The sequence below is a fragment of the Streptomyces sp. NPDC038707 genome (assembly GCF_040636485.1).
Classification (GTDB): domain Bacteria; phylum Actinomycetota; class Actinomycetes; order Streptomycetales; family Streptomycetaceae; genus Streptomyces.
This window is the reverse complement of record NZ_JBEZUP010000002.1, coordinates 106787-129540: the sequence shown is the minus strand read 5'-3', so window position 1 is coordinate 129540 and position 22754 is coordinate 106787. Positions and strand designations below refer to the sequence as shown.

At 72.5% G+C, this 22754-nt stretch carries 18 protein-coding genes, 3 tRNA genes and 1 pseudogene; 12 read left to right on the top strand and 10 right to left on the bottom strand.

The features are described from left to right. Positions 1-86: 86 nt before the first annotated feature. A complete protein-coding gene (locus tag AB0E62_RS03205) occupies positions 87-914 on the bottom strand; it encodes a glycerophosphodiester phosphodiesterase (RefSeq protein ID WP_362187234.1) in 828 nt (275 codons plus the stop codon). Positions 915-1152: 238 nt separating this feature from the next. Between AB0E62_RS03205 and AB0E62_RS03200 the strand changes: the two genes are divergently transcribed. The 5 genes from AB0E62_RS03200 to AB0E62_RS03180 all read left to right on the top strand — a co-directional run bounded on the left by AB0E62_RS03200 (position 1153) and on the right by AB0E62_RS03180 (position 5279). Next, positions 1153-2757: a trypsin-like peptidase domain-containing protein gene (locus tag AB0E62_RS03200; RefSeq protein ID WP_362187231.1), complete on the top strand. Its 1605-nt coding sequence runs from the start codon at positions 1153-1155 to the stop codon at positions 2755-2757. A 67-nt stretch (positions 2758-2824) separates the two neighbouring features. Next, positions 2825-2911, top strand: a tRNA-Ser gene (locus AB0E62_RS03195). Between the two features lie 461 nt (positions 2912-3372). Next, positions 3373-3903, top strand: a complete 531-nt coding sequence (locus AB0E62_RS03190) for a hypothetical protein (protein ID WP_362187228.1) — start codon at positions 3373-3375, stop codon at positions 3901-3903. 9 nt (positions 3904-3912) lie between these two features. Then, positions 3913-4329, top strand: coding sequence for a hypothetical protein (locus AB0E62_RS03185; protein ID WP_362187225.1), 417 nt, complete (start codon positions 3913-3915; stop codon positions 4327-4329). 545 nt (positions 4330-4874) lie between these two features. Further along, positions 4875-5279 (top strand): hypothetical protein, encoded by a 405-nt coding sequence (locus AB0E62_RS03180; RefSeq protein WP_362187223.1) that lies wholly within the window; start codon positions 4875-4877, stop codon positions 5277-5279. 12 nt (positions 5280-5291) lie between these two features. Here the strand turns inward: AB0E62_RS03180 and AB0E62_RS03175 are convergent, their stop codons facing one another. Then, on the bottom strand, positions 5292-5534 hold the full coding sequence (locus AB0E62_RS03175; RefSeq protein WP_362187220.1) for a hypothetical protein: 243 nt from the start codon (positions 5532-5534) through the stop codon (positions 5292-5294). Between the two features lie 58 nt (positions 5535-5592). Then, positions 5593-6483 carry a bifunctional DNA primase/polymerase gene (locus AB0E62_RS03170; RefSeq protein WP_362187217.1) on the bottom strand — a complete coding sequence of 297 codons (891 nt, stop codon included), beginning with the start codon at positions 6481-6483 and terminating at the stop codon, positions 5593-5595. Between the two features lie 847 nt (positions 6484-7330). Between AB0E62_RS03170 and AB0E62_RS03165 the strand changes: the two genes are divergently transcribed. Then, positions 7331-7888 (top strand): SigE family RNA polymerase sigma factor, encoded by a 558-nt coding sequence (locus AB0E62_RS03165; RefSeq protein ID WP_362187214.1) that lies wholly within the window; start codon positions 7331-7333, stop codon positions 7886-7888. Between the two features lie 227 nt (positions 7889-8115). Further along, a complete protein-coding gene (locus AB0E62_RS03160) occupies positions 8116-9771 on the top strand; it encodes a long-chain fatty acid--CoA ligase (RefSeq protein WP_362187211.1) in 1656 nt (551 codons plus the stop codon). Positions 9772-10135: 364 nt separating this feature from the next. Here AB0E62_RS03160 and AB0E62_RS03155 read toward each other — a convergent pair whose 3' ends face one another. Then, positions 10136-11347 carry an MFS transporter gene (locus tag AB0E62_RS03155; RefSeq protein ID WP_362187208.1) on the bottom strand — a complete coding sequence of 404 codons (1212 nt, stop codon included), beginning with the start codon at positions 11345-11347 and terminating at the stop codon, positions 10136-10138. A 135-nt stretch (positions 11348-11482) separates the two neighbouring features. Here AB0E62_RS03155 and AB0E62_RS03150 point away from each other — a divergent pair, with 135 nt between their 5' ends. Beyond that, complete coding sequence (locus AB0E62_RS03150; protein WP_362187205.1) at positions 11483-12064, top strand: TetR family transcriptional regulator; 582 nt, start codon at positions 11483-11485, stop codon at positions 12062-12064. Positions 12065-12080: 16 nt separating this feature from the next. Here the strand turns inward: AB0E62_RS03150 and AB0E62_RS03145 are convergent, their stop codons facing one another. Together AB0E62_RS03145 and AB0E62_RS03140 are read right to left on the bottom strand one after the other, a co-directional pair. Beyond that, entirely contained in the window at positions 12081-17123 is a 5043-nt protein-coding gene (locus tag AB0E62_RS03145) for a PAS domain-containing protein (protein ID WP_362187203.1), read from the bottom strand. Between the two features lie 243 nt (positions 17124-17366). Continuing rightward, a complete protein-coding gene (locus AB0E62_RS03140) occupies positions 17367-17864 on the bottom strand; it encodes an SSI family serine proteinase inhibitor (protein ID WP_362187200.1) in 498 nt (165 codons plus the stop codon). Between the two features lie 274 nt (positions 17865-18138). Here AB0E62_RS03140 and AB0E62_RS03135 point away from each other — a divergent pair. From AB0E62_RS03135 to AB0E62_RS03120, 4 genes are all read left to right on the top strand, one after another. Then, positions 18139-18229: transfer RNA gene (locus tag AB0E62_RS03135), tRNA-Ser, on the top strand. 206 nt (positions 18230-18435) lie between these two features. After that, positions 18436-18508: transfer RNA gene (locus AB0E62_RS03130), tRNA-Arg, on the top strand. 549 nt (positions 18509-19057) lie between these two features. Then, positions 19058-19270 (top strand): DUF2188 domain-containing protein, encoded by a 213-nt coding sequence (locus AB0E62_RS03125; protein ID WP_229924281.1) that lies wholly within the window; start codon positions 19058-19060, stop codon positions 19268-19270. A 5-nt stretch (positions 19271-19275) separates the two neighbouring features. Beyond that, on the top strand, positions 19276-19452 hold the full coding sequence (locus AB0E62_RS03120) for a hypothetical protein (RefSeq protein WP_344351473.1): 177 nt from the start codon (positions 19276-19278) through the stop codon (positions 19450-19452). A 107-nt stretch (positions 19453-19559) separates the two neighbouring features. Here AB0E62_RS03120 and AB0E62_RS03115 read toward each other — a convergent pair whose 3' ends face one another. The 4 genes and pseudogenes from AB0E62_RS03115 to AB0E62_RS03100 all read right to left on the bottom strand — a co-directional run bounded on the left by AB0E62_RS03115 (position 19560) and on the right by AB0E62_RS03100 (position 22691). After that, entirely contained in the window at positions 19560-20162 is a 603-nt protein-coding gene (locus AB0E62_RS03115; RefSeq protein WP_362187197.1) for a site-specific integrase, read from the bottom strand. 40 nt (positions 20163-20202) lie between these two features. Then, positions 20203-20511: pseudogene (locus tag AB0E62_RS03110) on the bottom strand (DUF2637 domain-containing protein); the annotation flags it as partial. 50 nt (positions 20512-20561) lie between these two features. Further along, entirely contained in the window at positions 20562-21119 is a 558-nt protein-coding gene (locus AB0E62_RS03105) for a hypothetical protein (RefSeq protein WP_362187194.1), read from the bottom strand. A gap of 735 nt (positions 21120-21854) precedes the next feature. Continuing rightward, positions 21855-22691 carry a protein kinase gene (locus tag AB0E62_RS03100; RefSeq protein WP_362187192.1) on the bottom strand — a complete coding sequence of 279 codons (837 nt, stop codon included), beginning with the start codon at positions 22689-22691 and terminating at the stop codon, positions 21855-21857. Between the last annotated feature and the right edge of the window lie 63 nt (positions 22692-22754).

Sequence of the window (22754 nt, the reverse complement as noted above, 5' to 3'; positions counted from 1 at the left end):
CACGGGTGGACATGCGGTGAGCGCGCCGGTGCACTCCCGGTGACGGGCCCGGCGGTGCCCCGTTTCCCGGTGCCAGGGGCGGCCGCTCAGCGGCCCAGCCGGCGCAGCACCGCACGCGGGCGGTTGGTGATGATGGCGTCGACGCCCAGCTCGACGCAGAGGTCGACGTCCTCGGGTTCGTTCACGGTCCACACGTGGACCTGGTGGCCGGCCCGCCGCAGCCGTTCCACATAGGCGGGGTGGTTGCGCACGATGCGGATCGAGGGACCCGCGATGCCCACGCCCACGGGGAGCCGGCCGTCGCGCAGCCGGGGCGAGACGAACTGCATCAGGTAGACGGTCGGCAGGGCCGGGGCCGCCGCGCGCACCCGGTGCAGCGAACGGGCGGAGAAGCTCATGATCCGGACCGGCGACTCGGCGGCGGAGGCCGGCGCGGCCAGGCCGAAACGGTCCAGCAGGGCCAGCAGCCGCTCCTCGACCTGGCCCGCCCAGCGCGTGGGGTGCTTGGTCTCGATGGCCAGCTCCACCCGCCGCCCGGCGTCCGCTACCAGCTCCAGCAGCCGCTCCAGGGTGAGGACGGAGGTCGCCTCGCGGTCCTCCGGCCGGTGTTCCCAGTCGGGCTCCTCGTCCCGCCCGTGCCAGGCCTCGCGGTTCTTCCAGGAGCCGAAGTCGAGCGCGGCCAGGTCGGCCAGTTCCAGCGCGGAGACCGCGCCGCGGCCGTTGGAGGTACGGTTCACCCGCCGGTCGTGGACGCATACCAGATGGCCGTCCGCGGTCAGCCGTACGTCGCACTCCAGGGCGTCGGCGCCGTCCTCGATGGCCTTCCGGTAGGCGGCGAGGGTGTGCTCGGGGGCGTCTTCGGAGGCGCCCCGGTGGGCGACGACCTGGAGGGAGCGCTGTGGTGCGTGGGTCACCGCGTCATGGTGCCATCGTCACCGGGCGGACGGGACGGGATGGAGGCTTCCCGGCGGCGAACGAGCGGTGCCCCTGGCCGCTTATATAACTTTTACGGTGAATGCCCCGACAGATCCTATATAAAGAGGACCGCCGGACCCACAGCCACGGCTTATGGTGCTCTGACGGCCCGTGGGAAAAGCTGACCGCAAGACCAGCGCGAACGACGACAACAGGCGTGGACCGAGGAGAAGAGCTGTGAGCACCGAGAACGAGGGCAACACGGTACCCCCGGCGCCGTCCGCACCTCCCGTGCCGGTGGCCTCTCCCGACGCTTCCCCGCAGGGCGCGGCGCCCGGGGGGAACGCTCCGGCGGCACCCCTGCCGCCCGTACCCCGGGAGAACCCGGCGGCCCAGCCCGCCGCCCCCGCGGCCGAGCGGCCCCCGGCCGCCCAGGGCACGGCCCGGGCGGGCCACGGCGCGGCACCGGAAGGGCACGACGTACCCCCGACAGGCCACGGCACCCAGGCAGGCCACGGCGCGGCCCCGGCCGGACCGGCCCCCGACGGCTCCTGGCCGCCCCCGCCCCCGGCCACCCCGTCCTACGGCGACGGAGGTGTCTATGGCGGCGGTCCGTCCTACGGCGGCAGTCCGTCCTACGGCGGCGACGCCGGCGGCCCGCACGGTGCCGGGGCTCCGGGCACCGGCTGGGGCGCCTCCTGGCAGCAGCCCGCGACCAAGCCGCGCGGCGGACGCGGCGGCCTGGTGGCGGCGGTCCTGGTGGCCGCGCTGGTCGCGGGCGGCCTGGGCGGCGGCCTCGGCTACACCCTGGCCAAGGACCGGGACGACCGCGGCTCCACCACCGTCTCCGCCTCCGACAGCGCCACGCAGGTCAAGCGCGCGCCGGGGACGATCGCCCACGTGGCCGCCAGGGCGCTGCCCAGCACGGTCACGATCCAGGCCGAGAGCAGCGACGGCGAGGGCGGTACCGGCACCGGCTTCGTCTTCGACACCCAGGGCCACATCGTCACCAACAACCACGTGGTCGCGGACGCGGTGGACGGGGGCCGGCTCACGGCCACCTTCCCGAGCGGGAAGAAGTTCGACGCCGAGGTCGTCGGCCACGCGCAGGGCTACGACGTGGCGGTCATCAAGCTCAAGAACGCCCCCTCCGACCTCAAGCCGCTCGCCCTCGGCGACTCCGACAAGGTGGCCGTCGGCGACGAGACCATCGCCATCGGCGCGCCCTTCGGCCTGTCGAACACGGTGACGACGGGCATCATCAGCGCCAAGGACCGGCCGGTGGCCTCCAGCGACGGCAGCTCCTCCAGCAAGGCGTCCTACATGAGCGCCCTGCAGACCGACGCGTCCATCAACCCGGGCAACTCCGGCGGCCCGCTGCTGGACGCCTCCGGGGCGGTCATCGGCATCAACTCCGCGATCCAGTCCACGGGCAGCGGCGGCTTCGGCTCCGGTCAGTCCGGCTCGATCGGCCTGGGCTTCGCGATCCCGATCAACCAGGCGAAGTACGTCGCCCAGCAGCTGATCAAGACCGGCAAGCCGGTGTACGCCAAGATCGGCGCGTCCGTCTCCCTGGAGGACTCCTCCGACGGCGCGAAGATCACCGACCAGGGGGCGAGCGGTGCCGCCGCGGTCGAGTCGGGCGGTCCGGCGGACAAGGCCGGCCTCAAGCCCGGTGACGTCATCACCAAGCTCGACGACCACGTGATCGACAGCGGCCCCACCCTGATCGGCGAGATCTGGACCCACGAGCCCGGCGACAAGGTCACGATCACCTACAAGCGCGGCGGCCAGGAGCACACGGTGGACCTGACACTGGGGGCGCGCCAGGGCGACAGCTGACGGGGCGGCCCACCGCGGCCGACGGGCCGGTAATCTGTACCCGCGCCGTCGATCTCCGCCGGCGCGGGGAGGTGTGCCCGAGCGGCCGAAGGGAACGGTCTTGAAAACCGTCGTGGCAGCGATGTCACCGTGGGTTCAAATCCCACCGCCTCCGCGGAAGTTGTAAGTACGCAGGTCAGAAGGGGCGCTCCTCGGTGAGGGGCGCCCCTTTGGCATGGGCGCCTGTCTCACCGCGATCCGGTCCTGTCGCGGTGCGGACCAGCTTCCTACAGTCAGTGGTGCCTTGATCGCGGTCAGTACCGGCTAGTCTGTCGGATGGTCAGGGAGTGGCCAGAAGTTCGGAGGCAGGCGGGGCCCGAGCGGCATAGCCAGATGGAGGGACTTCCTGTGGAGTTAGCCCGCACGTCGATAGGCATGCTTGCTGCCTTGACGGTGCCAGCAGGCTTGGGCTGGTTCAAAAAGATGCCCCTATGTGCAGTCGCTTTCACGGGTCTCTATGGGGCTTTGGTCTTACTTCCAGAGAGCCGTAATGCTGATGTATGGCTCGTCTTGGGCGGTCTCACTTTGCTTGCCGTATGTGTGGCTATATTCATGAGGCCGTGGAGTGGCTCCTCCGTGGACTGGAGCCGGATTCCTGTGCCTGATATGACACCGGTAAGGTATTTGGCAACCGTCGGCGCTGTCGCGGCGTCGTTTGTTCTGCTGTATCCGGGGCGGCATGCGGCCTTGGATTATTTACGGACGGTTGTGCGCGGTGATGATCGATTTATGATCACCGTTTCGGGCTTGCTGTTGGCCGTCTTCGGATTCCAGTTCGTTATTGGCTCGGCTGTTGGTCCACTCGTCCGGGATATTAGGTCGAAAATCTCATCCGGACACCTTCCCAGCAATGTCGAGGAATTTGTCAAAGTCGGGGCTCACGTTGGTTGGATCGAAAGGTTGCTTCTGTATTCGTTTCTGGTTGTAGGAAGCCCGGAGGCTGCGGCGCTAGTGGTTACGGCGAAGTCGTTCGCACGCGCCCCTGGTGCCCGAGAAGGCGGCAAGTTGATCGGGGATTACTACCTGATCGGTACATTGGTGAGTGTGGCGGCTTCCCTTACTGCATCCAGTATTACGAGGATGGCGCTGGGCCTATCGCCTCTCTAGGAGATCCGCATGGTGCGCGAGCATCTTTTCTTTCGGCAATTGTTGTCTTTGAATCTTCCGGCGGATGACTACGTGATTGCCGGAAGTGGTCCTTTGTTCGCGCACGGTCTCAGGCGGGATATTGGAGATGTCGACGTGGTGGCGGGGGGTGCGGCCTGGGGTAAGGCGCTCGAGTTGGGTCATCCAAAGGCTGCTCCATTGGGGTACGCGCAGCATATTGTCTTGTTTGACGGGGCTGTCGAAATCCTGGACAGCTGGTTCGGTCACCCTGCGGATCGTTTGATTCCTGAGGCTGAAATAATCGAAGGCTTTAGATTTATGCCTCTTCGGTGGGTGCTCGAGTGGAAGATGAAATTCATGGCCAATGGTGTGCGTCGCGAAAAGGATCAGCGCGATGTCGCGCTGATGCGGCAATACCTGCAATAAACATTGACCTGAGAAGTGCGGAGCAACGCTCTTCTTTCGCGGGCCCAGGGCACAGGGCCCGCGTCGGCTGCTAGCCTCTGCGCGAATCGCGTGGACCAGCGGCAGCAGCGGGGGTGCTCAGCACGGTGGCCGATGATCGATCTGATGCGAACACGCCGGGCCAGGACGGCAGTCGGGCGGAGGGTGCGCGACCGCCCGCGGGCCCGCCCTTGCCGTCGGCCGGCCCGCCTTCCGCGCCCGTGGTCCCGCCCTTGCCATCGGCCGATCCGCCGTCGGCCCCCGCGGTCCCGCCTTCGCCGCCGGCGGACCCGGACGGTGGGGCGGGCGGAGGGTGGTTCAGCCGGCATCAGCAGGCGGCGTGGATCGCTGCCGGGGCGACGGTCCTCGCCGCCCTCATCACGGTCCTGGTGCCTCTGCTCGGCTCCTCCGGTGACGAGAAGGCGGACGGAGCCGCCCCGCCTGTCGTGCCGACCCCATCGGTTTCCGCCGCGGCACCCACGTCGATGCCCCCCTCCGCCGCACCGTCGGAGGAGGCCGAGGCGCCCGTGACGGACCACAGGTCCCCGAGCGCCGCGGGAAGCGAACGCTGGCGGGGTTCCTTGCTGCTCGGCGACGAGCCCAAGGACCTCGACGCCGAGCACCCCGTCGGTGCCGGCTATTCCCCCGAGGGAGACGTGTACCTGCTGCCCGGTGACGAGATCGAGGGGTGGAACGGCACCGTGATCTCTCTCTGGTCCGGACACAGGACCGGTCTGCCGAGCTACGAGGAGTGCGCGGACACCGTCGACGCGGAAGGCACCGCGAAGCAGCGGCTCACCGAGAACACGGTGCTGTGCGTACGCACCAGCGCCGGGAACATCGCCCGGCTCCGGCTCACCGAGCTGGGCTCGGGCGGCAGCGGCAGCGAGAACCGCACCATGTTCGACATCGTCATCTGGGGCACCGGCTGACCCGGCCGCCCGCTACTCCACCGCCGGGTCCTCCTGGGACTGCCGTACCGCGCGGCGTACCGCCTGTTCGACCTCGCGGCGGTCGGCGCCCGTCGCCTCGGCGCGGGTGGCGATCGCCTCGTGCACCGCGTCCGAGGCCGCGCAGAAGCGGCGCCGCTGCTCGTCGTACGCCTCGCCGGTCAGGCCCGCCAGGCGGGCGCGTTCCTCCTCGGCGGTGCGTTCCAGCCTGATCAGTTCATCCGGTATGTCCGTCACGTTCGGATCGTAAGAGGGTTCGGGCCGCCGCGCCTGCCCAGCGGGCCGGAGCCGTCGCTCAGGGGGCCCGGTGCCCGGTCACGCGGGCCGCCGAGGCGATCGTCGCGCGGGCCTCGCGCTCGGACAGGCCCGTCGTACGGGCCGCCTCGGTCAGGGCGTCCGCGAGGGCGGGGCCGATGCCGTTCTCGTAGGCGCGGCAGGCCGCCCAGAACAGGCGGGTGTTGCGCCGGCCCTCGTGCGCGCCGAGGACGAAGTGGACCAGGCCGTGGCCGTCGTCCCCGTGGCCGTCGTCCCCGGGGGCGGTCGGTGCCGGGCGGCGGGGCCGGGGCGGGGGGACCAGGAGACGGAGCAGGGCCGGCGGGCAGGGGGCCGGGGGCAGGCGGGCGGTGCCGGGGGCGGTGGTGTAGACGCCGTGGTCGGTGCGGGAGCCGGGGCCGACCAGGTAGCCGCCGGCGCCCCGGATGTCGATGCCGGGGGCGAGCCGGCCGGCCGAGTTGGGGACCACGGTGTCCGGCGGGCCGGTCAGCCACAGGTGGTGGCCTCCGCTCGGGGTGAGGACGACGACCGTCTCCGGGACCGTGAACAGGTGGCGCAGGGCCAGTTCGCGCAGGGCGGCCGAGGAGTCCGTGCCGGACTTGGTGTCCAGGTCGACGCCGATCAGGTGGTACGGCGGCAGTCCGCAGGCGATGCCGTAGCCGGTGGCCCAGGGTGCGGCGGCGAACAGGGCGCGGACGTGCCCGGGGTCGGCGGAGGCGTCGTACACGCCGTGGCCGAAGCGGCCGCAGGCGCCGTGGCAGGGCGGTCCCGCCGGTTCCGGTTCGTCGCGGTGGGGTGAGCGCAGGGCCGGGAGCTTCGTCCGGGACAGGGGGATGACGGCCAGGCCGCGCTCGGCGGCGGACAGGGCGTGTGCCAGGGCCAGGGTCGTGGCCTGCCGGTCGGGGATGGCCATGGGTCTATCGTCGTACATGTGTTCGAGGAAGGGAAGGGCGGGCTCGATGAGGGCGTCGGTGACGGCGTCGGTGGCGGGGAAGCGGCCGGATATGTGCCGGAACGATTCACCCCTTGTGGTGGCGGAGGGGGCGGACAGTCGTGTCGGGGCTGCCTCGGGTGGTGAACGGCTGAAGATGCCGACAGGGGGTTTATCGACTTGTCATCACGCTTGAGTGCGAATCGTGGCTTCCGAAGTGGTTCACCGGTGATCGCTGGGCAACTCTGGTTGCGCGACGTCGTTCACTGCTCGGTTCTGGAGGTACTACATGCAGGTCAGCCGGTCGGCGTGGTCCGCCGTCCAGCAGGGCAACGACAACGAGTCCGTCGACATCACCCCCCTGTGGGGGTGAGCCCCGGCTGAGGCCCTTCGTGGGGAGGGGTCTCGTGGGGTGTGCTTCAGGGTCGTGACACGGCTGCGCGGCGGTGCTCCGGTGCCGCCGCGCAGCCGTGTCCGCCGACTTGGATACGTCCATGGGGGGCGGCCCGGCGAGGCGGCCCGTACGGCAGGAGCGGCATCGCGGCGGCGATACGGCGGCTGGGGGAGCGTCCTTGAACCCGGGTCTACGGGTCGTACCGCCGGGTACTCGGGGTCGCGCCCATGGGGGTCGCGGGGTCGTAGTCCGGTCGTAGCCCGTGGGTCCTCGGGGCCGTACCCGGGTAGCCCTCAGGGTCGTACCCGTAGACCGGGCGGCCCCTGCTCCACCTTCAGGAGGTGGAGGCAGCCCTACCCCTACAACCTGAGGGGGACTCGCCTTCAGGACCTGCGGCCGATACTCGGAGGGGTACCCCGCTCCTAGCGTGGAGCCATGACCACACCCGTCTGCACCAGCGCCTCGGCCGCCGCCGCACCCAGGCGGCAGACCCCCCTCTATCCGACGTTCGCGGCGTACGTGCGGGCCCGCCAGCCGGTCCTGCTGCGCACCGCGCGCTCGCTGACCGCGAACCCGAGCGACGCCGAGGACCTGCTGCAGACCGCGCTGGCCAAGACCTATGTCGCCTGGGAGCGGATCGAGGACCAGCGGGCGCTGGACGGCTATGTGCGCCGGGCGCTGGTGAACACCCGTACCTCCCAGTGGCGCAAGCGCCGGGTGGACGAGTTCGCCTGCGAGGAACTGCCCGAGCCCGAGCCCCTGCCCTGCGGTGACGACCCGGCCGAGCGGCAGGGGCTGCGCGACGCGATGTGGCGGGCGATCCTGCGGCTCCCGGCGCGCCAGCGGGCGATGGTGGTCCTCAGGTACTACGAGGATCTGAGCGAGGCACAGACCGCCGAGCTGCTCGGGGTGTCGGTGGGCACGGTCAAGTCGGCGGTCTCCCGGGCCCTGAGCAAGCTCCGCGAGGACCCGGAACTGGCCCCGGCCCGCTGAACCGCCCCCGCCCCGCCCGCCGACCGCCCGGCCCGCTGAACCTCCCCCGGCCGCCGAACCGCCCCCGCCGAACCGCCCCCGCCGAACCGCCCCCGCCCCCGCCTGCGGTGCCCGGGGTCCGCGGTGACCGGAGCGTGACCCACCCCCTAGTGACATACCGCGTGGTATGTGCGCAGAATCAGCGCAACCTCTACCACCGCGTAGGCAATGTCGCCCGGGAGGACTCCGTGCTGAGCACCATGCAGGACGTACCGCTGCTGATCTCGAGGATCCTGACCCATGGGTCCACGGTCCACGGAGCGTCGCGGGTGACCACCTGGACCGGCCGGGCCGAGCCGCACCGGCGCACCTTCGCGGAGATCGGGGCCCGCGCCGCCCGGCTGGCGTACGCCCTGCGGGACGAGCTGGGCGTGACCGGCGACGACCGGATCGCCACCCTCATGTGGAACAACGCCGAGCACACCGAGGCGTACTTCGCCGTGCCGTCCATGGGCGCGGTGCTGCACACGCTCAATCTGCGGCTGCCCGCCGAGCAACTGGTGTGGATCGTCAACCACGCGGCCGACAAGGTCGTCCTCGTCAACGGTTCGCTGATCCCGCTGCTCGCGCCGCTGCTGCCGCGGCTGCCGACGGTCGAGCACATCGTCGTCTCCGGCCCCGGTGACCGCGCCCCGCTGGCCGGCGCCGCCGCCCGGGTGCACGACTACGAGGAGCTGATCGCCGGCCGGCCCGACCACTACGACTGGCCCGAGCTGGACGAACGCCAGGCCGCCGCCATGTGCTACACCTCCGGTACCACCGGCGACCCCAAGGGCGTGGTCTACAGCCACCGTTCGATCTACCTGCACTCCATGCAGGTCAACATGGCCCAGTCGATGGGCCTGACCGACCAGGACACCTCCCTGGTGGTAGTCCCGCAGTTTCATGTGAACGCCTGGGGGCTGCCGCACGCCACCTTCATGACCGGCGTGAACCTGCTGATGCCGGACCGCTTCCTCCAGCCGGTCCCGCTCGCCGGGATGATCGAGTCCGAACGGCCCACCCACGCGGCGGCCGTCCCGACCATCTGGCAGGGCCTGCTCGACGAACTCACCGCGCGCCCCCGGGACGTCTCGTCCCTCACCCAGGTCACCATCGGCGGCGCCGCCTGCCCGCCGTCCCTGATGACGGCCTTCGACAAGCTGGGCATGCGGGTCTGCCACGCCTGGGGCATGACGGAGACCTCCCCGCTGGGTACGGTGGCCCGCCCGCCGGCCCACGCCGTGGGCACCGAGGAGGAGTTCCGCTACCGAGTCACCCAGGGCCGCTTCCCGGCCGGCGTCGAGGCCCGCCTCACCGGCCCCGACGGCGCCCGGCTGCCCTGGGACGGCGCGTCGGCGGGCGAGCTGGAGGTCCGCGGCGCCTGGATCGCCGGCGCCTACTACAACGGCCCCGACGCCGAACCCCTGCGCCCCCGCGACAAGTTCAGCGCGGACGGCTGGCTGAAGACCGGTGACGTCGGCACCATCAGCCCCGACGGTTATCTCACCCTCACCGACCGTGCCAAGGACGTCATCAAGTCCGGCGGCGAGTGGATCTCCTCGGTCGAGCTGGAGAACGCGCTGATGTCCCACCCGGACGTCGCCGAGGCCGCCGTGGTCGCCGTACCCGACGAGAAGTGGGGCGAGCGCCCGCTGGCCACGGTCGTCCTGCGGCCCGGCGCGCGCGCCGACTTCCAGGCCCTGCGCACCTTCCTCGCGGAGGAGGCCCGGATCGCCCGCTGGCAGCTCCCCGAGCGCTGGACCACTGTCGAGTCGGTGCCGAAGACGAGTGTGGGCAAGTTCGACAAGAAGGTACTGCGCCGCCGGTACGCGGACGGGGAGCTGGAGATCACCCACCTGTGACGCCCGCACCGGCCGGGCCGTGACGCCCGTACCGGCCGGGCTGTGACGCCCGTACCGGCCGGGCTGTGACGCCCGTACCGGCCGGGCTGTGACGCCCGCACCGGCCGGGCTGTGACGCCCGTACCGAGCAGGCCGTGACGGCGTAGGGGCCCTCCGGCCGTACCGGAGGCCGCGAGGCCGGGCCCGGGAACGGAGCCCGCGCGCCCCCCTGGAGGGGGCCCCGGCCCCGGTCCCCGGCGTCACCCGTCGGCCGGCCCCTCGGGTGTCACCCGTCGGCCGGCCCCCCGGGTGTCACCCGTCGGCCGGTCCCCCGGGTGTCACCCGTCGGCCGGTCCCCCGTGTCACCGTTGGCCGCTCCCCCGTGTCACCGCCGCCCGGTCCGCATGGTCGTCGCCCAGCCCAGCGTCAGCCACACGCCCGCCACCGCGCACACCCCGGTCCAGCCCCAGTGCCCGAAGGCGGGGCCCGCGGCGGCCGAGGCGAGGGCGCCGCCGGCGAAGCCCGAGACGACATAGGCCGTGTTGGCGGTCGCCGGGGTGGCGGTCGTGGTGAGTGCCACGGTCTGGTTGGCCACGTGGGAGGCGACCAGGGCCGCGTGGACGGCGATCGCGGCGGCGAACAGCGCCGGCAGCACGTGCCCGCCGAGCCAGAACAGCGGTACGGCGACGGCGGCCAGCGCGAACGCCGTACCGACGACCCGCGCGGCACCGAACCGGTCCACCAGGCCGCCCGCGAGCGGCGCCACCGCGCTGGCGGTCAGCCCGAAGAGGCCGAACAGCCCGGCGGTCGCGGTGGACAGGCCGTACGCCGGCCCGGTCAGCAGCAGGGACAGCGAGGTCCACAGGGCGCTCCAGGCGCCGAACATCCCCGCCTGCCGGACGCAGGCCCGCCGCAGCTCGGGTGAGCGGCGCAGCAGCCCCGGCAGCTCGGCTATGCCGGAGAACAGCCGGCCCTGCTGTGCCCGCCGCTCGGCCGGCAGGGCGAACGCGGTGGCCAGCCCCAGGGCGAGGGTGAGGACGGCGGACCCGGCGAACACCCAGCGCCAGCCGAGGCCCTGCCCGGCGAGCCCGCCGAGCACCCGGGCCGCGACGATGCCGGTGAACAGCCCGGCGACGACGGCGGCGACATGCCGGGCGCGCCGGTCGGCCGGGGCGCGCGCGGCGACCAGCGGGACCAGCAGCTGGGGGATGACGGTCGCCGCGGCGGCGACGAAGACGGCGGCGGCGAGGGCCGCGGTGCCCGGCGCCACGGCCGCGGCGAGCAGCGCGACCGTGGTGGCGACGGAGAGCCAGGCGACGAGCGAGCGGCGGTTGACGCGGTCGCCGAGCGGCGCGAAGAAGAGCAGCCCGGCGGCGTAGCCGAGCTGGGCCACCGAGGCGATCCAGGCCACGGCCGAGGCGGTGGTTCCGAAGTCGCGGGAGATCAGCGGGAGCAGCGGGGCCGCGAGGTAGATGTTGGCGGCCGTGACGGCGGTGCAGACGGCGATGAGCAGGAGGAAGAGGGTGCCCGAGGCCGGGCGTTCGCGGGCGGGGTCCGGGACGGGCGGTGCCTGGCGGGTGGTGGTGGCTGACGGCATGGCGGGGAGCTTCTCCTTAGAGCCGACTCGCACAACTAACTGGTTGGTTGAAAGGCTCCAACAGCGTGCGACACGGTCCGCATTCCCGTCAACCAAACAGTTGGTTACCGGCCCCCGGGCGCCTACCCTGTCCGCATGGCAACAGTGAGGGACCCCGAGGCCACCAAGGCGCGGATCTTCGAGGCGGCGGTCGGGGAGTTCTCCCGGCACGGCATCGCGGGCGCGCGCATCGACCGCATCGCCGCCGCGGCCAAGGCCAACAAGCAGCTGATCTACGCCTACTTCGGGAACAAGGCGGAGTTGTTCACCCAGGTCCTCGGCACGTGCATGGTCGACCTGGCCTCGGCCGTACCCGTCGACCCCGACGACGTCGACGGCTGGGTGGACCGCCTCCTCGACTACCACGCCGCCCACCCCGAGCTGCTGCGCCTGCTTTTTTGGGAGGGCATCGAGTACGGCACCGCCGACCTGCCCGACGAGGAGGCCCGCCAGGAGCACTACGCCCGCAAGGTCGCCGCGGTCCGGGAGGGCCAGGAGCGGGGCGTCATCACGGACGCCATCCCGGCCGGCGACCTGCTGATCCTGCTGATCTCGCTGACGAACTGGGTGTCCGCGGTCCCGCAGATGCGACGCATCCTCGCGGGCACGGGCGACGGCGACCACGACCGTCTGCGGGCCTCCGTGAAGGAGGCGGCCCGCAGACTGGTCGCGCGCTAGCGGCCGCCGCCGGCGCTCAGTTGGTGCCGATCCGGGCCAGCAGGTCGACGATCCTGCTCTGCACCTCGGTGCTGGTGGACCGTTCGGCGAGGAAGAGCACGGTCTCGCCCGAGGCCAGCCGGGGCAGGTCGGCCTGGTCGACGGCGGCGGTGTAGACGACCAGCGGGGTGCGGTTGAGCTGCCCGTTGGCGCGCAGCCAGTCCACGATCCCGGCCCGTCGGCGGTGCACCTGCATCAGGTCCATCACCACCAGGTTCGGCCGGAACTGTCCCGCCAGCGTCACCGCGTCGTTGTCGCTCGCGGCCCGCGCCACCTGCATCCCGCGCCGCTCCAGCGTCGTGGTCAGCGCCAGCGCGATCTCCGCGTGCTCCTCGATGAGCAGCACCCGCGGCGGGTGCTGCTCGCTGTCCCGGGGCGCCAGCGCCTTCAGCAGGACGGCGGGATCGGCGCCGTACGCCGCCTCGCGCGACGCCTGGCCGAGCCCGGCCGTGACCAGCACCGGCACCTCGGCCGCCACGGCGGCCTGACGCAGCGACTGCAGGGCCGTCCGCGTGATGGGCCCGGTCAGCGGGTCCACGAACAGCGCGGCGGGGAAGGCCGCGATCTGCGCGTCGACCTCCTCGCGCGAGTGCACGATGACCGGCCGGTAGCCGCGGTCGCTGAGCGCCTGCTGCGTCGTCACGTCCGGCGCGGGCCACACCAGCAGCCGGCGCGGGTTGTCGAGCGGCTCGGGGGGCAGCTCGTCGTCCAGTGGCTGCGGGCGCGGGGTGTCCGCCACCTCCACGGCGCCGCCGGGACCGTCCAGCGGCTCCGGCCCTTCGGCGGCGTCGGGCCCCGGGGCGCCGATGGCGTACGACCGCCCGGCCCCCTCGGTACCCGGGGCCGGCCGCCCCGGCGCGGGCTGCGGCACCGGGGGCCGGCCCACGGGCGCCGGGTGCCCGGGCAGCGGTTCGGCCGCCGGGTGCGGCCGGGCGGCCGGGTCCGGCGGCGTGCCCAGCTTGCGCCGGCGGCCGGAACCGCCGGGCGCGTGCGGCGGCGGGGTCGCCGTCGGCTGCTGCACCTGCGCGGCCTGCCGGGCGAACGGCACGCCCTGACCGAGCGTCCGCACGGAGATCGACCGACCCTGTGTCGAGTCCGGGTCGACCGGCCCGCCGCCCGCTGCCTCGGCGGGCAACGGCTGCGCGGCACGCGGCGGTTGCGCAGTGCGGGGGGCGGCGGCCTCGTCGGCTCCGGCAGGCCCTGCGGCCCCGGTGGGAAGGGGTGCGCCGGGCGCCGGGGTGCCCTGGGGCGGGGTGGCGGGGGCCGTGGGGCCGGGAGCCGGGAGCGGGGTTCCCGCGCCGGCGGTGTCACCGGCACCGGGCCACTGCGGCGGGGCGCCGGCCGCGGGCGGGCCGACGGGCGGCACGGGCGCGGGCCGGCCCCCCGGTGCCTGACCGGGCGGGGCCTCGGCGGGCAACGGCAGCGGACCCGGGCCCGCCACCGGAGTACCGGCGGGCGGGGTACCCGGCGGCACGGCAGCCGGGGATGGCGGCGCCTGCGCGGGCGTGCCATGGGCGGGAGTGCTCTGGGCGGGCGTGGCCGGGGCCGGTCCCGCCGGGCTGGGTGCCGCGGGGGCGGCCTGCTGTCCGGCCGCGCCCCGGGCGGGCACGGCGGCACCCGGCTGGGCACCGGGGGCGACGGGACCGCCCTGCACGGGACCGCCCTGCACGGGACCGCCTTGGACAGGACCGCCCTGGACGGGGATGCCCTGCCCGATCGTGCCCTGCGCCGACGCTCCCTGCTCCGGCGTGCCCTGGGCCGGCGTGTCCTGTGCGAGCGGACCGTGCACGTCCGTGCCGTGTCCGAGCGTGTCCTGCGCGGTCGTGCCCGTGCCCTGCGCCGGGACGCCCGCCGCGGGGGTGTGCGGCCCGGGCACCGGTGGTACGGCGGCCCCCTGCGGCAGCCGGCCGGGAGCGCCCGGCGCCGGAAGCGGCCGGGACTGGCCGGGTACGGTCCCCGGCGCCACCGCCTGGGCGGCCTCGGCCGGCTGGGCGGTGGCCGGCTGGGCCACGGCCCGGCGCCGGCGGCCGGTCGGCGCGCTGGTGGGGTGGGGCTGCGGCGGGGTGTGGTCCTCGGACTGGTCGGGCGGTACGGCGTCGTGCCGCGCGGCGGCACCCGGCAGCCCCTCGACGGACACCGGCGTCTGGGCGGGCACCTGCGCCTGACCGGGCAGCGGACCGGTACCGCCGACGCGCGGCCGGCCCTCCTCGCCGGCCCCGGCCCCCGGCCCGACGGGCACACCCGCGCCCGGAGCCATGGACGTCCCGGCGCTCGGGCCGACCGGCACACCGGGGCCCGTCGGAGCCACCGGCACGGCCGGTACGGCTGCCTCCGCGTCGGCCCCGGGAGCCACCGGTACGGCCGTACCCGCGTCCGGGCCCGGAGCCGTACCGGCCGCAGGGACCGGAGTCGCCCCGGTCTCCTGGGCCTCGCCGGTCCCAGCGGACTCGGGGGCCCGGTCGGCCTCGGCCGGCGGCAGGGCGAACACCGTACGGGGGCCGCTCGCCTCCTGCGCCGCGGCGCGCTCCGCGGCGGCGGCCAGCGCCCGCCGGCGCCGCCCGCCCGGCTGCGCGTCCTCGCCGTCCGGGGCGCCACCCGCCTGACCCTGGGCCGGAACCGCCGGGTCGCCCTGGACCGCGACGGCCCGCGTACCCGGCGCCGCTCCGCCACCGGTCCTGGTCGCGGTCCCGGTCCCGTACGCGGCCCCGGTTGCGCCTTCCGCCGCCGGAAGGGCGGGGGGCAGGGCGGCCTGCGGTGCGGCCTCCACCTCGCGACGGGCACGCCGGCCCGTGCCCACGGGTACGCCCTGCGGCGGCACGGTGCCGCCCAGTCCCGTACCCGAGGCGGCGGCCCCCGCGCTCTGCTCGGCCGAGGTCACGACGGACCCCTCGGCCACGCCGTCGCCCCCGCTCTCGTCTCCGCCCGCGCCGTCGGCCGGCCGGGCCCGGCGCCGCCCGGTCCCGCCGGACGCGTGCGGGGCGCCCTCGGCCGGTACCGAGACGGTCTCCTCCACGGGCGCGGCGGCCCGCCGCCGGCGCCGTCCGGTCGGGGCCGGCGCCCCGATCTCACCGGTGTCGCCGGCACCGGCCAGATCACTCTCCAGGAACGCGTCGGTGGAGCCCCGCCGGGCCCGCCGCCGGCCGCCGGCGCCGTCCTGCCCGGCCGCGCCGGCCTCGTCCGCGACGAACTCACCGGCGTCCGGCAACGGCACGCCGGCCACCGCCTCCGGCAGCGGCCCGCCCACCTGCGGCAGCGGCCCGCCGGCCACGGCACCCGCCGTCAGCGCACCCGCGCCGACCGGGGCGGCCTCCGGGGCCTCTGCCGCCTGCGGGACCTGCGGGGCGACCGCGACCGCCCCCGCGCCGCCTCCGAGGGGCACCTCGAGGACGTACGCGCTGCCGCTCATGCCCGGCACCTCGTGCGTCTGGAGCACACCCCCGTGGGCGCGCACGATCCCGCGCACGATCGGCTCGTGCACCGGGTCTCCCCCGGCGTACGGCCCGCGTACCTCGATCCGGGCCACCTCGCCGCGCTGGGCGGCGGCGACCACGACGGTGCTGCCCAGGTAACCGCCCGCAGACACGGGCGTGTTGCCGGTGGCGTCGACCCCGGCGACATCCGCGACGAGGTGCGCGAGCGCGACGGCGAGCCGCCGCGGGTCGACCTCGGCCTCGATGGGCGGCGCGTGCACGGCGAACTGCACCCGCCCCGGCCCGATCAGCTCGACGGCCCCGTCCACCCCGGCGGCGACCACGGCGTCCAGCATCACCTTCGTACGGGTGATGTCCTCGCTGCCCGCGTCCAGCCGCTGGTAGCCGAGGACGTTGTCGATGAGGGTGGTGATCCGGGAGTACCCGGCGGACAGGTGGTGCAGGACCTGGTTGGCCTCGGGCCACAGCTGGCCGGCGTCGTCGGCCGCCAGCGCGGACAGTTCGCGCCGCAGCTCGTCCAGCGGGCCGCGCAGCGACTGCCCCAGCAGGGTCAGCAACTGCTCGTGCCGCCCGGACAGGGCCTCGTACCGGTCCTTCTCCCGCTCGGCGAGCGCCGCGTACCGGTCCTCGCCGGCCGCCAGCTCCTCCGCGTGCTGCTCGCGCAGTTCCTCGATCTCGGTGACGTGCCGCTGGCGCAGCGCGGTCAGATCGGACGCGTGTTCCTCGGAGAGCCGCTCCAGCTCCTCGGCGTGCGCCTTCTCCAGCGCGGCCTTCTCCTCCACCAGGGCGTCGTACGGCCGCCGGTCGGTGAAGGTCATCACGGCGCCGACGAGCTGGTCCCCGTCCCGCACCGGCGCGGTGGTGAGGTCGACCGGCACCTTCCGGTCGCCCTTGGACCACAGCACCTGGCCGCGCACCCGGTGCTTGCGCCCGGAGCGCAGGGTGTCGGCGAGCGGCGACTCGTCGTACGGGAAGGGGGAACCGTCGGCGCGCGAGTGCAGGACGAGGGTGTGCAGCTCCTTGCCGCCCAGCTCACCGGCCCGGTATCCCAGTATCTGGGCGGCGGCCGGGTTGACCAGTACGATCCGCCCGTCGGTGTCGGTGCCCACGACACCCTCCGCGGCCGCCCGCAGGATCATCTCGGTCTGCCGCTGCGAGCGGGCCAGCTCCGCCTCGGTGTCGACGGTCCCGGACAGATCCCGGACCACGATCATCAGCAGCTCGTCGCCGGTGTAGCCGTAACCGTCGTACGCCTGCTGCCCGTTCTCCAGGCTCGCGCTGGTGACCTCGACCGGGAACTCGGTCCCGTCGGTGCGCCGCGCGACCATCCGGGTGGGCTTGGTCCGCCCCTGGGGGGCCATGTGGTCGGGCCGCCGCATCGAGCCGGGGATGAGCCGCGAGTCGAACTGCGGGAGCAGATCGAGCAGCCCACGGCCGACGAGTGCCGTACCGGGCGTCTCGAAGGCCTCCAGCGCGATCGTGTTGGCGTTGACGACGGTTCCGTTGGCGTTGACCAGGACCAACGCGTCCGGCAGCGCGTCGAGTATGGCTGCGAGGCGAGCAGCGCCTCGGGATGGCCTGCTGCTCACGAGACGCCTTCCTCCCTGTTACCGCACCTTGCCGACCGCTCGGGCCATCTTGCCAAGGGGCCCGCTACGTGTCACGCGAGGGAGTCTAAGGGCACGGGTGGTGCTCGCGGCGCCGGATGAGGGGGAGGTCCCACGAGGAAGTGACGGCGAACGCCTGTCCGGTACCCCGGCTCCGCGATACCTTCCCGGGTCCTTTACGGAACCGGTGCGTCCGCCGAACCGGCACGTCGTGCCCCTCGCCCGTCACCTGTCACCCGTCACCGGTCCGGCCTGGGCGGGGCCGTCGATCCGCGGCAGCAGGGGCACCATCCGGTCCCACCGCGCGATCCGGCACCCGTCCCCGCGGTCGTACGAGGCATCGACGGGGCGGCCGGCCCAGGTACCGGTGATCCGGGCGGTGGCCGGGCCGCCGTGGACCATGGTGCAGACGGTGCCGGGGGCGACCGGCGTGAAGGGGTCGCGTCCCCACCGGGTGTGCGCGTCGAGCGTCCGGCAGGCTCCGGCGACGTCCGGGTGCCGGCCGGCCTCGGGGTGGCAGTACACCTCGTACCGCCCGTCCCGCCCGGCACCGGCGTGCCGGACCACGACGGTGAGGTGATCACCCCGGTCCTCGGGCCGCACGGGCGGCGGCATGGCACCGGCCGCGGCAGCGGGTACGGCGGTGAGCGGGACGACGCAAGCGGCGGCGGCGAGCAAGCCCAGGAGGCGGCGCCGCGCGGTGACCGGCAGGACAGAGACCATGCCCTGTCAACGCGGGACGGGCCGAGACGTTGCGGCCGCGCGGGCCCGGTTTCACGGCCGTACGCACCGGACGCGCGAGGCCGTACGGAACCGGAGCCCCCGCCCGCCCGGCCGGTTCCTGATCACCGTCGGCCGGGTCGACGCGCGCACCGCCGGGAAGCCCTTTGCCCTGCGGCCCGCCTGCCTAGTACCGTGGGGGGCGATTGGTGACAGGGCACTCGCCTGTGTCATCATCTGCACGCACCATTCGCGCGCTCGCGTGAGCGGTTGTGCTGGAGGCGTCGCCTAGTCCGGTCTATGGCGCCGCACTGCTAATGCGGTTTGGGCCTTAAAGCCCATCGAGGGTTCAAATCCCTCCGCCTCCGCTCCCACCGAAGCCCCGGTCCCCAGGATCGGGGCTTCGTCGTTCCCCCCGCCCTACTCCCGTCCTACCCCGGCTCTCAGGACGTTTCCGCAGGTCACAAGGGGTGCGGGGAGCGGATTTCACATGACGGCGGCAGTCATGTAATGTTCTTCCTGTCGCCGCGAGCGGGCCGAAAGGACCGGGAGCGAAGGCAAGACAAAAGAACAAGCACTCGTAGCTTAACGGATAGAGCATCTGACTACGGATCAGAAGGTTGCAGGTTCGAATCCTGCCGAGTGCACAGCAGACCAGAGGCCCTGTGGAGCAATCCACAGGGCCTCTGGCTTTTGCCTTGACGGCAGTGTTTGACGGCAACCGCTCCTGTCCCCGATCGGCGAGGGCGTCTGTCGATGCGAACCGCGGACCACGAACCCGACGCGCGCCCGTCGCGGGGCTGACGCTTGCGCCCGATGGCGACGCAGGTGGAGGTTGGTGCGGCTGCCCAGCCCTTAGCTCCCCTTGAGCCCTCTGAGGTGTCGGTGGGTGCCGGTAGCCTGGTGTTGTGCTCCGTCGCGAACACTAGATGTTGTGGTGTGCCTATTGGGTCATGGCACATGTTGTGGTGTCTTGCTTGCTGCTGGGCCAGTCGGGGTGCTTCACTTGATCCGCCAAACCAAAACAGGCCCCAGCCGGGGCCCAACTTGGGGTTGGGCACACGGCAATGGGGCCTGATGCGTTGGTCGCGCCTTGGGACCTTATCGCCCTCTCTTGGTTCCTCCAAGACGGGCAGCACCGCGCGTCCGACTCCGGAAACGGATGTGCCATGACAGGCCGGCCCAACACCCGGGATGTGTCCAAGCGCGACGATGGCTGGGCGGTGACGAAGCCTGGGGCCGAGAGAGCCAGTGCACTTCTGCCGACTCAGGCGGCGGCAGTTGCTCGGGCCAAAGAGATCCTGGCCAACGAGGGCGGCGGAGAGCTTCGCGTTCGCGGTAAGAACGGGCAGGTGCGGGAGCAGAACACCGTTCCGCCGGGCAGGGACCCGAAGAAGTCGAAGGGCTGATCGCGATGGGCAAGTACGTGATCAATAAGGACTTCAGCGGGCAGCGTGAGGTCGAAGCCGCTGGCTTCAAGACCGTTGGCGACTTCATCGACTTCTACACGGTCGATGGAGACGGTGACATCGTCGTGACGCTCCGAATCCGGTCCGCTCGGGTAGAGACGATTGACCTGGTCAGTGGCTGACCCAGGTAGGCCGTGCTGAGACGGAGCCCCTGCCAGCGCGGCGAGGGCTCCGTCTCGGGATGTGCGAAACCACTGGGTTGCAGTTAGGGCCTCGGTTTCGCCTCCATCTACTCACTCACTTCGTGTCGTCGTCCTCCCGTAGGGGCTTGGCCCACGCGGTCGAAAGCAGACCGCTGGGAGTCGAGTCGTACGAAGGTGTAGATGTCCATGGTCACGCGGATGGAGCTGTGGCCGAGGACTTCCATGATCATTCGGGCGTCGGCGCCCTGTTCGTGGAGCAGGGACGCGCAGGTGTGGCGCAGGTCATGGAAGCGGACCTTACGGACTCCGGCGCGAGCGCACAGCGCCTCGAAGGACCGGTTGAGGTTGCGCGGCTCGATGGGGGTCCCGTTCTTCGTGGTGAAGACGAGGCCCTGACCTGTCCCCTTCCAGCTGGCACCGGCCGCCTTCCGGTCGGCTATCTGCTGCGCGCGCTGGGCACGGAGCGCCGTCACGCATTCGGCCGGCAGAGCCACGCGGCGGGCCGAGCGCTGAGTCTTCGGCGCGACGATCAGCAGTTCGCCGCCGACCCGCTGTAGGGCCTGCCGGACGGTGAGGACACCTTCATGAAGATCCACGTCCGACCAGCGCAACCCCAGCAGCTCACCCCGACGCAGGCCGACGCGGACCGCCAGCTCGTAGACGGCCCACAGCCGGTTGTCACGGGCCACCGCCAGGAGCTGGCGCCCTTCCTTGGCGGTGAGCGGTTCGATAGTGTCCGGTGACAATGGGTTCGGCGATGTTGAGGGCCAGGGTCAGCAGGCCGGAGACGTGCATCAGCCGGGTGGCCGCCGTCATCTGCTCGGGCGGGACGCCGCGCAGGGAGAGATAGCGCAGGGCGACCAGGAGACCGACCACGGACAGGTCGACCATGGGGGCGATCAGGGGCGCGATGGGGGCGGGGACGCCCAGGCGCAGGGCCAGGGTCCATACGTTGCCGAAGGAGAAGACGAACGCGAGCCCGGCGATGATGCCCATGACCACGGTCACGGTGCGCTGAGTGATCCGGTCCTCTGTCATGTGTGTTCACCTCCTTCCGGGTCTGACGGTGAGCGGTCGGGACCAGCGGATCACGCGGCAAGCGGCGGAATGGCGTCGTCGTCCGAGTCGTCCTTCATGAGGTCGATACCGGGGAGCTGGGTGGCGAGCAGGTCAGCCGGGTCAGCGGTGAGGTGAGCGGTCCGAGCGGCGATGCCGGCGGAATCGGCTTCGCTGACGTACGCCGGTTCCTGCAACACGGTCGGGTTGGCGTCGGGCCACAGCCTGATGTCGTCACCGAGGGCAGCCACGGCAGCCTCGATGGTCTTCTGCGCGAAGGACAGACCGACCGGGCACACATCGCGGATGAAGGTGGGGATCGCGTCCCCGGTGGTCTTCTGGAAGACGAGGATGACGATCATGCCCGCCGAGCGCCCCATCTTCACCAGTTCCTCCAGGAGGCGGGCGTTCTGAGCCGCCAGGGCAGCGAGCTGCTTCGACTCCTTGTCGGAACCCTTGTGATCGCGGACGAAGGTGTGCGCCTCCCCAAAAATCAGTCCAACGGGATGGCCGGGAAGGTCCCGACCGGTCCCGCAACGGCATCCTGCAAGCCCTTGCCTGTGGCTAAAGTTCGGCGACCACCAGAGCAAATAGGCTCTTATATGGGTGTAGCGGAATAATCGACGTAGAAAGCTGCGAGCGGCTGGGAAGACGAGATCAGGGCTTGGCCGCACGACCGGCAGAGGCCCGGCACGGCGGAGCTGTTCAGAGTTTCTTTAGCGGGCCGCGCGCGCTGGCGGCCACGGGCCGCCGCCGCTCCTGTCTGCCGCCCCGCTCCGGCGGCCCCACCCGCTCAGCGCGCGGCATCGCCGAGGCGGACGACCAGCTCAGGAAGCAACCCGACCAGTCCGAGCACCAGGAACAAGCCGACCTTGCGCCAGGCGCGATCACCCTCCCAGCGGCTCGCCGATTCGGGATCGCAGGGTCCGCGAACCACAGTTCGGACCTGTTGCCCTGTCGCGTCACCAACGCCCAGGACGGAGCGGAGTACGGGCCGCGACGCACGAAAGAAGCGTGGCTGAGGCCGGCACGGGGTTGCTGGAGACACACGTGACGGGTGTTCGTTCGGCGCACCCGCCGCCGTGGCTGACTTTCGGTGGCTCATGTCAAGGCCCCTCTCCAGTGCATTGACAGGGAGCCGGGGGTGCGGCGGCGCCCGCATCCGAGCGCGCCAACCGCCCCGGTACCGATCGGCATCGGGGTCCTGATCAGGGCTTCCGCGACCGGACCACCCGGAATGCTGTCCAGGCTGAGGGGTGGTCCGGTCTTTGGGCGACTGGGTCTCGTTGTGGAATGGCGGCGTTGGGGAGCGCCTGGCCTTGGATTCAGCTCAGGGCCTTGCCGACCTCGTAGATCGTCGGCCTGTCCCCGGGCGCGTGGCTGAGCATGGCCTCGATCAGCTCCCCCATCTCGCCCTGCACCTTGACGGGTCGGCGCTTGCCGTCCGCCACGGCTTGCCGTTGCACGGGGCGTGGTGCGTCGTCCGGGTAGTCGACCGCCCGCCAACCCGTGGCGGAGATGAGTAGTGAGGCGCCGAGCGCGTAGATGTCGGCTTCCTGCGTGGGCTCGGCCTCTCCGGTCGCGAGCACGCTGCGCGCGATCTCCGGTGCTTCGTAGTGAACGAGGCAGCCGCGGAACGGGAAGTCGTACCCCTCGGGTACGCGACCACCACTCGCCAACGCCAGGTCGATCAGGTGAGTTCGATCCGGACCGATGATGAAGTGTGCGGGCTGTATGTCGCCATGGGCCCAGCCTTTCGCGTGCAGTTCGGCCAGGGCTTCCACACAGCACAGAGCCACGCTGGGGTCCGGTTCGATGCGCGACTCCGGATCGCGGCAGGGCTCCCACAGCCGATAGAGGTCGAGCCCCTCGCGCCACGGCTGCAAGTTCCAGGTACCGCCGTCCCACTCGCCGTACGCGAAGTCGTGGAAGCCGAGGCGGTACAGCACGGCGCCCTCGCGTGCGGGTGCGAGCGCCGTCCAGGGCTGGGCCGGCCAGTCGGCCGTTGCCTCGATGGGGTATCCGACCTTCACGGCGTAGTGGCCACGATGGCTCTCGACCTCCCAGACCATGGAGCCCCGACGATTGAGGACCAGGCGCTGAGCCGTGGGCATGAGTGCGTCGAGCACGACGATCGGCAGTTCGGGGGGTGTCCCAGGCAACGTCTGTTCTCCTTCCGAGCGACGCGGCCGACGCCGTACCCGAGGCCGGCCGCGTCGCTGGTG

Bases quoted from the DNA above. Each gene is read 5' to 3' on its own strand.
- AB0E62_RS03150 (WP_362187205.1), top strand. From the start codon at position 11,483: ATGGCAACAGTGAGGGACCCCGAGGCCACCAAGGCGCGGATCTTCGAG.
- AB0E62_RS03155 (WP_362187208.1), bottom strand. From the start codon at position 11,347: ATGCCGTCAGCCACCACCACCCGCCAGGCACCGCCCGTCCCGGACCCC.
- AB0E62_RS03140 (WP_362187200.1), bottom strand. From the start codon at position 17,864: ATGGTCTCTGTCCTGCCGGTCACCGCGCGGCGCCGCCTCCTGGGCTTG.
- AB0E62_RS03120 (WP_344351473.1), top strand. From the start codon at position 19,276: ATGGGCAAGTACGTGATCAATAAGGACTTCAGCGGGCAGCGTGAGGTC.
- AB0E62_RS03170 (WP_362187217.1), bottom strand. From the start codon at position 6,483: ATGGCCATCCCCGACCGGCAGGCCACGACCCTGGCCCTGGCACACGCC.
- AB0E62_RS03185 (WP_362187225.1), top strand. From the start codon at position 3,913: ATGGTGCGCGAGCATCTTTTCTTTCGGCAATTGTTGTCTTTGAATCTT.
- AB0E62_RS03165 (WP_362187214.1), top strand. From the start codon at position 7,331: ATGACCACACCCGTCTGCACCAGCGCCTCGGCCGCCGCCGCACCCAGG.